This window comes from Micromonospora sp. DT15 (assembly GCF_049841475.1).
GTDB lineage: Bacteria > Actinomycetota > Actinomycetes > Mycobacteriales > Micromonosporaceae > Micromonospora.
This window is the reverse complement of sequence record NZ_JBNCKJ010000015.1, coordinates 142984-155340: the sequence shown is the minus strand read 5'-3', so window position 1 is coordinate 155340 and position 12357 is coordinate 142984. Positions and strand designations below refer to the sequence as shown.

Below are 12357 nucleotides of genomic sequence, written 5' to 3'. Positions count from 1 at the left end.
GCGCTCGACGGAATGAGTGCGGTCAGTGCGTCCGTATCTCCCAGACCGGCCGCTGAGTCTCGTCGTTGTGCACGACGATGTCGGCGTGCTGGGTCGGCTGGGCCGTAGCGAGGTAGAGGTGCTGGGAGGGGATGTAACGCTCCCGCCAGCGCCGTTCGACGTCGGCCCGGGTCGACACCCGGCGCTCCCGGACCACGGCACGGTCCACGGTCTTCTCCAGTGCCGTCGACACGAAGACGCGCAGCTCCCACCGGTCGACCAGTTCCGGGCGCAGCAGGAAGACGCCGTCGAAGACGAGCACGGCGTCGGCCGGGGCAGTCACGACCGGCGGGGACAGCACGGCATCCGTCGCGCTGTCGTAGACCGCGGGTTGGAAGCGTCGATCTCCGTCCGGCCCCAGCGGGTCGAGTAGAACCCGCTTCAGCGCCTGATAGTCGTGGGTGTCGTGGTAGCAGCCTTCGGCCGAGAACTCGCCGCGCGGATAGCGCTGCGCCCGAGGGAAGAGGAAGTCGTCGATCGTGGCGCGGATGACCTCGCGTCCCTGTGCGCGCAGGACGACGGCCAACTCGTCGGCGAGGGTGGTCTTGCCTGCGGCCGGCGGCCCGTCGATGGCAACCCGCGTCGGGTGGGCGACCGTGACGGCGCCAACCGCCTCAGCCAAGCGGTCGAGCAGCTCGTCGCGGGTGCCGTGAACCATGTCCTGCCCCTCCTCACGTCACCGCTCGCCGGTCGGCCGGATTTGCGCCCCATCGAAGTCGGTCACAGCACGGTCTTCTACTCCGGGCTCGTGGTGTGCGTGGCGGGGGCGGGTCGCGGTGTCCCATATTCAGTCCCGGGATCACTCCGGGGACCTACCAGTGCCCGCCCCCCGTAGCCGCGCTGTCCCATGTGGGTTGCTCTGACCGGCCAACTGAGGGGCACCGTAACAGGCGGCTACGACACCGCTCAGGGACCGAACGTCTGGCCGGCGCTACCCCTCCGCCGGCAAGTCGTGAAACCACCGGCGGGACGACGCGGGTACCAGCAACAGGCCGACGATGACTGCCGCACCAACGATCTGAAGCAGCCCTGACGCACCATCCTCGGTGAGAAGAAGTACGCCTATCAACCCGGTGGCAACGGATGGACCATTCGCGAACATCATCGACGCCGGGATGGCGGCGCCCACAAGCAAAATCACGGTCCACCTCGGTGAGGAAGACGCCGACGTTGTGCCACCTCCGACGGCCGTCCTGCCGTTGGCGCGGGGCCCGAATCGTCAGCTTGAGAAGTGCCGATGTCCGGCTGTAGCGTTCTGCCAGTGGGACGGCTAGTGGACCGGCATCGTGATCTGGCCGGGTGGTTGGTGACGCCGCTGTTCACCCTGATAGCCGCTCCAGTGTTGGCCTGCCTCGCCGGGGTGTTGGGAAGCCTCGGGGACCGCAACGGTCCACCGGCGCTGTGCAAGGAGGCCATAGCAGACAACATGTGCGAGGAGACCATCCTCGGGGTGGCCGGCTTACATGTGCTCATCTCAGGCGTCATGTGGTTGCTGCTCTGGGTCATTCCATGGTGGCGAGGTCTTCGCACGGTGCGCATTCTGCTGGCCGTCGCTGCGACAGTCGTTCTCGTACTCCTGCCAGTGCGGATGTTCCGCTGGTCCTGACACACCGCCCGCCGCTTGTCGTCTGCGGACATCTGGTTGCCCGGGACGTTGATGCCGGCTTCCCAGGTGTCGACTTCAACGGCAACCTCTGTTCGGTGCCGGTCCGAGACCACCGGCGCCTGCGCAGGTGCCGGTGGTCCCGTCGCCCGCCAGCATCGGACGGGTGCAGCAAAGCTCCTACATGACCTGCCTCGACCGAGGGCCGTCGTCGTGATCGGCCGGGGGTCGATATCGCCCGGCCACAGGTTGGAGTTCGAACTAGGCGCCGTATCCGCCGTCGATCCGGAGTACTGCGCCGGTGACGTAGGAGGCCTCCGGGCTGGCCAGGAAGACGACGCCCGCGGCGATCTCCTCCCCCCTGCCGTAGCGCCCCATCGACGTCGTCGGAAGGAACATGGCTGCGGCCGGGCCGTCAGCCGGGTTGGCGTCGGTGTCGACGAATCCGGACTGGATGACGTTGACCGTGACACCCCGGCCCGCCAGATCGCGGGCCACGCCCCGGCTGAAGCCCTCGATGGCCGACTTCGTCGCCGTGTAGTACGCCATCCCGGGGAACCCGGCCCGCATTCCCACACCCGAGCTGATACTGATGATCCGCCCGTCATCCGGCAGCAGCGGCAACGCCTCCCGGATCGCGGCCGCCGGGCTCCTGTAGTTGGCGGTGAGCTGGCGCTCGATGGCGGCCTCATCGGGATCGACCTCGTCGATGCGGCCACCACCACCGATTCCCACGTTGTTGACCAGGATGTCGAGCTTTCCGAACTGCTCGACCACCTGGTGGATCAGGGCGGTCGCCTGCGTCACGTCCGTCTGGTCGGCCCGGAACGCTGCCGCGCGCACTCCCTTCGCCTCCAGGTCGGAGACCACGGCCTTGGCCCGATCCTCCGCGGCCACGTAGCTGATTGCGACGTCGGCTCCCTCGTCGGCCAGGGCCAGCGCGATCGCGGTGCCGATCCCCCGCGATCCGCCGGTCACGATCGCCACCTTGTTGTCCAGCTTTCCCACTGCTGCCCACTTCCCGCGTACGACGAGTTATTGACTGACCGGTCCACCATAAGGATTGTGGACCGGACGGTCAAGGATCCGTATCCTGGATCGCATGGCACGTCCGCGAGGGTTCGACGAGAAGCAGGTGCTCAACGCCGTCCGTGATCAGTTCTGGAACGCCGGTTACGCCGCGACCTCGTTGGAGGACCTGATGCGGGTCAGCGGGCTGGGCAAAGGCAGCCTGTACGCAGCGTTCGGCGACAAGCGCCGGCTTTTCCTCCGGGCGCTGCGCAGCTACACCGACGACAACCACGACCACCTGCGCAAAGCCCTCACCGAAGCTCCGCAGGCCGTGGTCGCACTACGCACGATCCTTGAGCCACCGATCGGCGACCCGACCGGCGCCGGCGAACGGCGTGGCTGCCTGATGGCCAACAGCACCTTGGAACTCGGCAACGCCGACCCCGAAGTCCTCGATCACGCCCACCGCACGTACGAGACGTCCACCGCGCTGATCGGCGACTGCGTCGCCCGCGCCCAACGCGAGGGCGACCTACCCGCGGAGGCGGATCCGATCGCACTGGCGCGCGCACTCCTGGCCGCGCAACAAGGCCTGCTGTTCATGAGCCGGACCGGCATGGACACGGCGACACTCACCGCCACAGCACGATCACTCGCCAATCAACTCCTACCGGATCCCCACGACGGCTGAACCGGCCGGGCGGCGGGTCGTGCGGCTGCGGACTCGGTGCGGACTGAGAGCGTTGGTCCGGACCTCGACGCGGTCCCGTCCGGGTCATAGGCAGCATGGCTGACCAGCAAAACGGCTGGTGGGGCGGGCGGGGCTCGAACCCGCGACCGAGGGATTATGAGTCCCCTGCTCTAACCGGCTGAGCTACCGCCCCGAAACACCGCGCCGGATCTTATCCCGCTCGGCGATCAGCAGCCAGCATGAAGCCGGCCGGTGCCCACGCCTGCGCCAGCACGATGGGCAACAGGAATATAACAGCGTGCTCGGGTACGACCGTCAGTCGGCGCGCAGCTCGTCCAGGACGGCGCCGGCGGCGCGCCAGCCGCTGGTGAGAGCACCTTGGATCGATGGGCTGTCCCGGTGGTCACCGGCCACGAAAAGGCCCTCCCCCATTGCCACCGGCTTGCGTAGCCGTCCCTGCGGCGGTGGCGCGACTGGTAGCGCTTCGGGAATGGCCATGGTGGTGAGGTGGGTCCAGCCGGCGGTGGAGCGGCCGTACAACCGGGTCAACTCGGCCCGGATGGTCGGCTCGGGTGGGGCCGTCGGGCCGACCACCGAGGTGGCGATGAGGTGCCGCCCGGTGGGCGCGTACGTCGGGGCGGCGTTGCTGAGCACCACGGTGTTGGCGACGAGTTCGCGTCGGTCGCCGTCGACGAGCAGGATCGGCTCGGTGAGCGGCGGCTCAGGGGCGCTGTGGTAGTAGGTGGTGTAGCTGTGCATGCGTACCGTCGCAAGGGCTGGCAGCAGCGTGGCCGCGGCGGGCGGGTCGACGGCGACCACGACGGCCCGGCAGTGGATGTCGCCGGCCTGGGTGCGGACCCGGCCCGGGGTGACCTCGGCGACCGGGGTGTTCAGGTCGAGCAGGTCGGCGGGGAGCGGCGCGGCGATGGCCCTGGGCAGCGCGGCCATTCCTTCGGCGGGCAGGCCAATCCGGCCGCGGGCGAAGGAGCGCAGCACCATCGCCAGCACGTGGCTGGAGGTGGAGAGTTCCCGGTCGATGAACACACCGGACAGGAACGGTCGCAGCAGCTCCTCGATGATGGCGTCGGAGAGGCCGGCGCGGCGCAGCGCGGTCTCGGTGCTGGTTTCCGGCGCGTCGAGGAGCCGGGACGCGGGGAGGGTGGCGCAGCCGGTGGCGAGGGCGGCGAAGCGCAGCCGGTCGAGCAGGGAGCCGACCCCGGCGAGCGCGGTGCCGGGCCCGCCGGTCGGTTCGCGCAGCGGGTTGACCAGCCGCAGCAGCTTGTCGCCCTTGCGGACCAGCACACCGGAGGTGAAGTAGCCGAGGTGGAGCTGGTCGGTGTCGAGCAGCGTGCCGAGCCGGGGGTAGGCGGTGTTGAGCACCTGGAAGCCCCGGTCGATGAGGTGACCGTCGACCACGTCGGTGGCGACCCGGCCGCCGAGCCGACCCTCGGCCTCCACCAGCCGCCAGGGCACGCCGGCGCGGTGCAGCCGGCGGGCGGCGGCGAGGCCGGCCAGGCCGCCGCCGACGATGACCACATCGGTTTCAGCCAGCACCGCGCGCCTCCCGCTCACCGTTCGCCCGGGACAACCGGCCCGGCCACCAGATCTTCGGCCCGATGTCGTACGCGAGTGCGGGCACCAGCAGCGACCGGACGATGATGGTGTCGATCAGTACCCCGATCGCGACCGCCGTACCCAACTCGACGAGCACCACGAGTGGCAGGACGGCGAGGGCGGAGAACGTCGCGGCGAGCACGATGCCGGCGGAGGTGATCACCCCGCCGGTGACGGCGAGGCCGGCGAGCACTCCGGCGCGGGTACCGCGCTTGACCGACTCTTCGCGGACGCGGCTCATCAGGAAGATGTTGTAGTCGATGCCGAGCGCGACCAGGAAGACGAACGCGAACAGCGGGAACGACGAGTCCACGCCGGGGAAGTCGAAGACGTGGCGGAACAGCAGCGCGCAGAGTCCGAGGGTCGCCGCGAAGCTGAGCAGCACCGTGGCGATCAGCAGCAGCGGGGCGAGCAGCGCGCGCAGCAGCAGGGCCAGGATGACAGCGATGACCACCAGCACCACCGGGATGATGACGTTCTGGTCGCGCTTCGCGGCGTCCGAGGTGTCCACGTTGATCGCGGTGAAGCCGCCGACGACCGCGTCCGCGCCGGGCACCTGGTGTACGGCCACCCGCAGCTCGCGGATTGTCCGCTCGGCGCCGTCGCTGTCTGGTGGGTCGGCCAGGGTCGCCTCCAGTTGCACCCGCCCGTCGACGACCTTCGGAGCGGCGTTCTCCTGGGATGGGCCGGTCTGCGGGCCGGCGGTGAGGGGGCGGACGTCGGCGACCCCGGGCACATCCTTCGCCACCTGGGCGATCTGTCGGGCGGTCTGCTCGGTGGTGAAGATGGTGGCCGGGCTGCCGGTGCCGGCCGGGTAGTGCCGGGAGATCACCTCCTGACCGTCGACCGAGTCGGTGCGCTGGGTGAACAGGTCGGACTGGCCGAGGGTGGTGGCGCCGAGCTGGGTGAGGCCGAGGGTCAGCAGGGCCAGCACGACGGCGGTGCTCAGCCAGATCGGGCGGGCGTGCCGGGCGACGAAGCCGGCGACGCGGCTCCAGATGCCGTGTTCGGCCCGAGGGTCGGCCTGGTCGGCTCGGGGTCGTCGGGGCCAGAACGCCCACCGTCCGCCGAGCACCAGCAGCGCGGGTAGGAAGGTGAGCATCACCAGCAGGGTGGCGGCGATGCCGATGGCGGCGACCGGTCCGAGCGCCCGGTTGGAGTTGAGGCTGGACAGCAGCAGGCAGAGCAGGCTGACGATGACGGTGCCGCCGGACGCGATGATGGCCGGAGCGGCGCCCTTCCAGGCGGCCTTCATGGCGTCCCATGGGCGCTCGTGCCGGTGCAGTTCCTCCCGGTAGCGGGCGATCAGCAGCAGCGCGTAGTCGGTGCCGGCGCCGAAGACCAGCACTGTGAGGATGCCCTGGGCCTGCCCGTTGAGCTTGACCACGTCCGCGTCGGCGAGCAGGTAGACGAAGACCGAGGCGAGGGCGTACGACATCCCGGCGGCGAGCAGCGGGAAGATCCACAGGACCGGGCTGCGGTAGACGACCAGCAGGATGACAAGCACTACGACCAGGGTGACCAGCAGCAGTGGTCCGTCGATGGCGGAGAAGACCTCGATCAGGTCGGCGAGCAGACCGGCCGGGCCGGAGACGTCCACGGTGAGGCCGTCCCGGTCTCCGCCGGTGATGTCGCGCAGTTGCTCGACGACAGTGCCGATCTCCTCGCCCTCGGCGTCGTCCACCGGTACGACGACCTGGAGTGCCTGGCCGTCGTCGCTCGGGATGGGCGGGGGCAGTGGGGTGACCACTCCGGGGATCTGGGCGAACCGGGCGGCGTCGGCGCTCACCCGTTGCCGGTCCGCGTCGGTGATCCCGGTGGGCCGCTCGTAGACGACCAGAGCCGGGATGGTCTGCCTGTCGACGAACTCGCTGGCCAGGTCCTGGGCTCGGGTCGCCTCGGCGTCGGTGGGCAGGAAGGCGGCGTTGTCGTTGGTGGCGACCTCGCTGAGGCGTCCCGCGTACGGGCCGGACACGCCGCCGATCACCAACCAGGCCAGCACGACCGCCACCGCGATCAGCGTGGCCCTGCCGCCTCGTCCGGACATCCGCCCCTCACACCCCAAGGTTCGACGCGCTCTGAGCGCGGCCACCATCGCCCATCCTGCCGCCGAAACCCATCGAGACGGTGTGAATCCGGCATACCGTCAGCGTCGATCAAGGAGTTGTGGTGGTGGATGACATGCGCAAAGCACTGTGCACCCGGCACCACAACTGCATGATCAATTCTGCGGATGGGGGGCAGATACGAAGAACGCCCGTCGGCCTGGGGCCGACGGGCGCTGGGTGGAGAAGCTCCCCCGATTGGACTCGAACCAATAACCTGCCGGTTAACAGCCGGCTGCTCTGCCAATTGAGCTACAGGGGATCGTGCACCGCCTGACATCGGATCTCGCCGACGCCGTGCGACGGGACAAGAGTACAGGACTTTCCCCGGTGGCGGTCCAGTGGGTTCCACCCCGGCGCCGGTTGATCAAGAGGCGCAGGTCAGGGTCCGCGACGCATTGACAAACAGGGTAAATCGCCATCCCGGCACAACCATGCTTGAGCGGGGAGCAGGATGGGTAGTTAGCTGCGGACAGAGGACGCAGGCGCGAACAGGTCGCCTTCCGACGGGGCAACTCGCCGGGGCGACGGCGCGTCAGGTACGGAAGGAGCCGCCATGCGCGGAAAGATCATGTTTCTTGGCGGGCTGGCTGCGGGATTCGTCCTGGGCGCCCGTGCCGGCCGGGAGAAGTACGAAGAGCTCGTGGTCCGGGGCCGCAAGGTGCTTGACCACCCGACCGTCCAGGAGGCGGCCGGGGTGGCGCAGGCCCAGGCCAACAAGCTCTACAGCGAGGGCAAGGACAAGCTCGGCCAGACCAAACTGGGCGAGAAGCTGGGCAACGGCAACGGCAGCACCGGCAAGCAGGAGCTGACCGCCGCCGACGACGCGTTCGCCGGCACGCCCGCCACTGTGGGCGCCAAGGCGGGCACCAGCACGGTCGGCACGACCTCCGGGTCGCCGTCGTCCACGAACCCCCGCACCAAGCCGTCCGGCTCGGGAACGAACGCCAGCACGCTCTGACCAATCGCACGTCGACGGGCCGGTCGCCGCAAGGCGACCGGCCCGTGGTCTGTCCGACGCGCGGTCAGTCCTTGCTGCTGAACGCCGCGTCGAAGGCGGCGCTCGGTGCGTCGAAGGCGAGCCGGCGGACGAACTGCAACGCCTCCGGAGCGCCGACCAGCCGGTCCATTCCGGCGTCTTCCCACTCGACCGAGATCGGGCCGGTGTAGCCGATCGCGTTCAACGCGCGGAAGCAGTCCTCCCAGGGCACGTCGCCGTGGCCGGTGGAGACGAAGTCCCACCCGCGCCGCAGGTCGGCCCAGGGCAGGTGCGAGGCGAGCCGGCCACGCCGGCCATCGCCGGTACGCACCTTCGCGTCCTTGCAGTCCACGTGGTAGATCCGGTCGGCGAAGTCGAAGATGAAGTTCACCGGGTCCAGCTCCTGCCACACGAAGTGCGACGGGTCCCAGTTCAGACCGAACGCGGGCCGGTTGCCGATCGCCTCCAGCGTCCGCTTCGTCGTCCAGTAGTCGTACGCGATCTCACTGGGGTGCACCTCGTGCGCGAACCGCACTCCCACCTCGTCGAACACGTCGAGGATGGGGTTCCACCGGTCGGCGAAGTCCTGGTAGCCGCGCTCGATCATCGACGGCGGCACCGGCGGGAACATCGCGAGGGTGTGCCAGATCGACGAACCGGTGAAGCCGACGACAGTCTTCACTCCGAGCTTCGCCGCCGCCCGCGCGGTGTCCTTGATCTCCTCGGCGGCCCGCTGGCGAACCCCTTCGGGCTCCCCGTCGCCCCAGATGCGGCCGGGCAGGATGTCCTGGTGCCGCTCGTCGATCGGGTGGTCGCAGACCGCCTGACCGACCAGGTGGTTGGAGATCGTGAAGACCTCAAGGTTGTGCTTCGCGAGGGTTTCCTTCTTGCGCTCGACGTACGAGTCGTCGGCGAGCGCCTTGTCGACCTCGAAGTGGTCGCCCCAGCAGGCGATCTCCAGACCGTCGTAGCCCCACTCGGAGGCGAGCCGGCAGACCTCCTCGAACGGAAGATCGGCCCACTGGCCGGTGAAGAGCGTGATGGGTCGCGCCATTGTCCTTCTCCCCTGATGTGATGGGGATTCCTGTGCGGACCGGGGCGAGGGTGACCGGACGTGCGTGGCACCCGAACGGTCACCGGTGGGTGCGGAGCACACCTGAGCCCGGCGGGTTGCGCCTCCCACCGGGTCACCGGCCACCAGCACGGTCGCCGACCCCCACCCTATTTCCGCAGTACCCCATCGGGGAAGCCCCGCAGTCGGCCGATCATCCGATCATTTCCTCAGGCGCGGGCAGGACAGCCCGTACGGTGAAGCCACCACCGGCACGCGGGCCGGCGGAAAACGTGCCGCCGAGCCGCTCGGCGCGCCTGCGTACCCCGAGCAGACCCCGACCGGCGCCCTGGGTGCCGCCGCCGGACGGAGCGGGACCGGCGCCCTCGTCGCGGACCTCGATGCTGATGCCCGCGGCGTCGTAGCGCAGGCGGACCCCGACCGGGGCGCCCGGCGCGTGCCGGCAGGCGTTGGTCAGCGCTTCCTCGATGATCCGGTACGCCACGACGTCGACCGGGCCGGGTAGCGGACGGGGCTGCCCGGCCATGGTCCACCGCACCGGTTGACCGGCGGTGAAGCCCTCCACCAGCGCGTCGAGGCGGTTCAGGCTGGGCGCCGGCTCGGACGGGTCGTCGGGCTCGTCGGCCCGGCCCAGCGCACCGAGCAGCTGATGGCCTCGCGCCAGCACCGTCCCGCGCCACTGCGCGAACAACCCCATGCAGGTCAAGGTACGGCAGCCACCTGTGAGCCGGTCGGCGGCATCCACGCAATGTGCCTGCATCCGAGTGCGCCGGCAGCGGTGCGGGGACCAGCCCTGCACCAGGGCTCCGGCCTCCCCAACAACCCCGCGCACCCCCGCGTAAACGGCGGGCTGGCGGGATGGCAACCGGCGGACGAATCGGTGCGAGCGTGATGCCTCTGAGTCATCAGGATGACTCAGAGGCATCACGCTCGTTGAAGACACCGCTCGTCGCCCTTTGCCGACGCAACTGGCTGACGGGGGACGCCAACCGGGCACGTCGGCCGGGCACGCCGGCCGGCCCGGAGGGGCCGACGACGTGAGCCGCGGCCCCTCCGGGGTCAGTCGGTCAGGGCAGGGTCCACTTCTGGTTGGCCGCGTTGAGGCAGGTCCAGAGGTGCACGGCGGTGCTGTCGGCGGAGTTGTTGCCGGAGACATCCAGGCACTTGCCCGACGACGGGTTGCGCAGCGTGCCGTCGGACGCGGCAGCCCAGTTCTGTGCGCCGCTGCCGTTGCAGGTCCAGAGCTGGATCTTGGTGCCGTCGGCGGTGCCGCTGCCGTTGACGTCCAGGCACTTGCCGAGCGCCTTGATCGTCGAGTTCGGCGTCACGGTCCAGGTCTGCGAGGCGCTGCCGTTGCAGGTGTAGAGCTGGATCTGGGTGCCGTCGGCGGTGCCACCGTTGCGCACGTCCAGGCACTTGCCGGCCAGACCCTTGATCGGGCCCACCCCGTTCGTGCCACCTCCACCCTTGACCAGGGTGAAGTCGTCCAGGTCGAAGAGCCCCGTGCCGCTACCGGTGAAGGTGAGGTAGAGGTTCTGGGTGCTGGACGGGACGTTGGACAGCGCCGCGGAGACGTTGGCGTAGGTGCTCCAGCTGCCGGTGTTCGGCACCGCGACAGTGCCGAGCACCGGGCCGGTGGCCGAACCCGTGCGCACCTGGATGGCGCCACCAGCGCCGCCGGAGACGACCCGCGCCGTGAACGAGGTGACCCCGGCCAGGTTGACCCCGTTGTACGCGGCCCAGTCACCCGGCTCGATGTAGCCGAGGGTCTGCCCGCCGTTGGCGCCCGCCTTGGTGAACGCGGAGACCCCGTTGGCCGAGCTGAACGCCTCGGCCTGGATCGTGGTGTTCCCGGTCGGCGGCGGGGTGCCGCCCAGTTCCTTGATCCGGATGTTGCGGAAGGAGGCGTCGTCACCGGTGCCGTGGTTCTGGATACCGATGTGACCGGCCAGCGACCGTACCGGGTTGGTGTTGGTGAAGTCGTTGATCTTCACCCCGTTGAGGAAGATCTGTAGCCGCTCGCCCTCGACCAGCAGCTCGTAGGTGTTCCACTCCCCCGGCGCGTTCAGCGCCGCGTCGCGGGCGGCGATGTCGGCGGACTTGTAGGTGTAGACCGCGCCGGTGGTGCGGTCGGTCGCGTCGGTGGCGTCGATCTGGATCTCGTAACCGTTGTCGACCGCCGACCACGGGTCACTCGACGGAGGGAACCCGATGAAGATGCCGGAGTTGTCGTCACCGGCCAGCTTCCAGTCCATCTTCAGCGAGTAGTTGGTGAACTGCTTCGCGTTGTACCAGTACAGCCCCATGCCGCCGACCGAGGTCAGGGTGGCGTCGGTGTTGGTGAAGCTGCCCGGGCCGGCCTGTGACCAACCGGCCGTCGAGCCGTTGAACAGCGGGGTGTAGCCGGTCTCGGGTCGGCAGTCGGCCTTGCTCCGACCGGAGGCGTACCGGATGCCGCCGAGCAGGTGGTTCCGGAAACCCGACTCCGCGTACGACGCCTGGGTGTGCCCCGCGCCAGTGTAGAAGGACCGGCCGCCGCTGTAGCTCTTGCACCAGCTCAGCGGGTGGTCGGCGCCCATTCCGCCGCCGGAGTACGACGACTCGTCGAGGGTGGCCAGCACGTGGGCGCTCGACCGGGCGTTGGTGCGGTAGTTGTACCACTCGTCGGTGCGGGTCCAGGTCTGCGGCAGGTGAGCGGTGGCCGCGTGGCCCCGGTCCTCCACCTTCATGTTGGCCTGCTGGATAGCGGGGTGCGAGGCGAACCACGCCCCGACGAGGTTGCCGTAGAACGGCCAGTCGTACTCGGTGTCGGCTGCGGCGTGCACACCCACGTATCCGCGGCCGGAGCCGATGTACGACTCGAAGGCGGTCTGCTGGCTGGCGTTGAGCACGTCGCCGGTGGTGTTGAGGAAGACGACAGCCTCGTACTGGTTGAGGTTGCTCGTGGTGAACGCGGCGGCGTCCTCGGTCGCGGTGACGGTGAAGTTGTTCGCCGCGCCCAGGTCCCGGATGGTCTGGATGCCGACCGGGATCGCGTCGTGCCGGAAACCGGCGGTCTTGGAGAAGACCAACACGTCGTACGGGGCGTCGGCGGCGCTGGCCGGGGTGGCTGGGGTGGTGCAGGCGATGACGGCGAGTGCGGCCATTGCCGCACCGAGGACGGGTCGCAGACGTCTGCGCATATCGCTCTCCTAACTGCGGTTAGGAGGGGCCCCTCGCCTCACACTAGGCGTGCCGAGGGGC

At 69.5% G+C, this 12357-nt stretch carries 10 protein-coding genes and 2 tRNA genes; 3 read left to right on the top strand and 9 right to left on the bottom strand.

From position 1 onward, the window contains the following. Positions 1–22: 22 nt before the first annotated feature. Positions 23–697 (bottom strand): cytidylate kinase family protein, encoded by a 675-nt coding sequence (locus ACLQ3F_RS28540; protein ID WP_425852540.1) that lies wholly within the window; start codon positions 695–697, stop codon positions 23–25. A 603-nt stretch (positions 698–1300) separates the two neighbouring features. Here ACLQ3F_RS28540 and ACLQ3F_RS28535 point away from each other — a divergent pair. Next, a complete protein-coding gene (locus ACLQ3F_RS28535) occupies positions 1301–1645 on the top strand; it encodes a hypothetical protein (protein WP_357196114.1) in 345 nt (114 codons plus the stop codon). Positions 1646–1903: 258 nt separating this feature from the next. Here the strand turns inward: ACLQ3F_RS28535 and ACLQ3F_RS28530 are convergent, their stop codons facing one another. Continuing rightward, a complete protein-coding gene (locus tag ACLQ3F_RS28530) occupies positions 1904–2650 on the bottom strand; it encodes an SDR family NAD(P)-dependent oxidoreductase (RefSeq protein WP_425852538.1) in 747 nt (248 codons plus the stop codon). Between the two features lie 94 nt (positions 2651–2744). Between ACLQ3F_RS28530 and ACLQ3F_RS28525 the strand changes: the two genes are divergently transcribed. After that, positions 2745–3344, top strand: a complete 600-nt coding sequence (locus tag ACLQ3F_RS28525) for a TetR/AcrR family transcriptional regulator (RefSeq protein ID WP_425852536.1) — start codon at positions 2745–2747, stop codon at positions 3342–3344. 116 nt (positions 3345–3460) lie between these two features. On the opposite strand, the gene ACLQ3F_RS28520 is transcribed toward ACLQ3F_RS28525, so the two are convergent. The 4 genes from ACLQ3F_RS28520 to ACLQ3F_RS28505 form a co-directional block, all read right to left on the bottom strand. Then, positions 3461–3537 (bottom strand) — tRNA-Ile (locus tag ACLQ3F_RS28520). Positions 3538–3659: 122 nt separating this feature from the next. Beyond that, on the bottom strand, positions 3660–4898 hold the full coding sequence (locus ACLQ3F_RS28515; RefSeq protein ID WP_425852534.1) for an NAD(P)/FAD-dependent oxidoreductase: 1239 nt from the start codon (positions 4896–4898) through the stop codon (positions 3660–3662). Then, positions 4888–7005, bottom strand: coding sequence for an MMPL family transporter (locus tag ACLQ3F_RS28510; protein ID WP_425852532.1), 2118 nt, complete (start codon positions 7003–7005; stop codon positions 4888–4890). Before ACLQ3F_RS28510 ends, ACLQ3F_RS28515 begins: the two co-directional genes overlap by 11 nt. Before the next feature lie 247 nt (positions 7006–7252). Beyond that, positions 7253–7325 (bottom strand) — tRNA-Asn (locus ACLQ3F_RS28505). Between the two features lie 294 nt (positions 7326–7619). Between ACLQ3F_RS28505 and ACLQ3F_RS28500 the strand changes: the two genes are divergently transcribed. After that, positions 7620–8024, top strand: coding sequence for a hypothetical protein (locus ACLQ3F_RS28500; RefSeq protein WP_269682837.1), 405 nt, complete (start codon positions 7620–7622; stop codon positions 8022–8024). 64 nt (positions 8025–8088) lie between these two features. Here ACLQ3F_RS28500 and ACLQ3F_RS28495 read toward each other — a convergent pair whose 3' ends face one another. The 3 genes from ACLQ3F_RS28495 to ACLQ3F_RS28485 form a co-directional block, all read right to left on the bottom strand. After that, complete coding sequence (locus tag ACLQ3F_RS28495) at positions 8089–9096, bottom strand: sugar phosphate isomerase/epimerase family protein (protein ID WP_355009784.1); 1008 nt, start codon at positions 9094–9096, stop codon at positions 8089–8091. Positions 9097–9307: 211 nt separating this feature from the next. Next, the gene (locus tag ACLQ3F_RS28490; RefSeq protein WP_357260071.1) at positions 9308–9811 is read right to left on the bottom strand and encodes a sensor histidine kinase; all 504 of its coding nucleotides are present in this window, start codon (positions 9809–9811) and stop codon (positions 9308–9310) included. A 370-nt stretch (positions 9812–10181) separates the two neighbouring features. Next, a complete protein-coding gene (locus ACLQ3F_RS28485) occupies positions 10182–12296 on the bottom strand; it encodes a ThuA domain-containing protein (protein WP_355009786.1) in 2115 nt (704 codons plus the stop codon). Between the last annotated feature and the right edge of the window lie 61 nt (positions 12297–12357).

Bases quoted from the DNA above. Each gene is read 5' to 3' on its own strand.
- ACLQ3F_RS28540 (WP_425852540.1), bottom strand. From the start codon at position 697: ATGGTTCACGGCACCCGCGACGAGCTGCTCGACCGCTTGGCTGAGGCG.
- ACLQ3F_RS28525 (WP_425852536.1), top strand. From the start codon at position 2,745: ATGGCACGTCCGCGAGGGTTCGACGAGAAGCAGGTGCTCAACGCCGTC.
- ACLQ3F_RS28510 (WP_425852532.1), bottom strand. From the start codon at position 7,005: ATGTCCGGACGAGGCGGCAGGGCCACGCTGATCGCGGTGGCGGTCGTG.
- ACLQ3F_RS28500 (WP_269682837.1), top strand. From the start codon at position 7,620: ATGCGCGGAAAGATCATGTTTCTTGGCGGGCTGGCTGCGGGATTCGTC.
- ACLQ3F_RS28495 (WP_355009784.1), bottom strand. From the start codon at position 9,096: ATGGCGCGACCCATCACGCTCTTCACCGGCCAGTGGGCCGATCTTCCG.
- ACLQ3F_RS28490 (WP_357260071.1), bottom strand. From the start codon at position 9,811: ATGGGGTTGTTCGCGCAGTGGCGCGGGACGGTGCTGGCGCGAGGCCAT.
- ACLQ3F_RS28485 (WP_355009786.1), bottom strand. From the start codon at position 12,296: ATGCGCAGACGTCTGCGACCCGTCCTCGGTGCGGCAATGGCCGCACTC.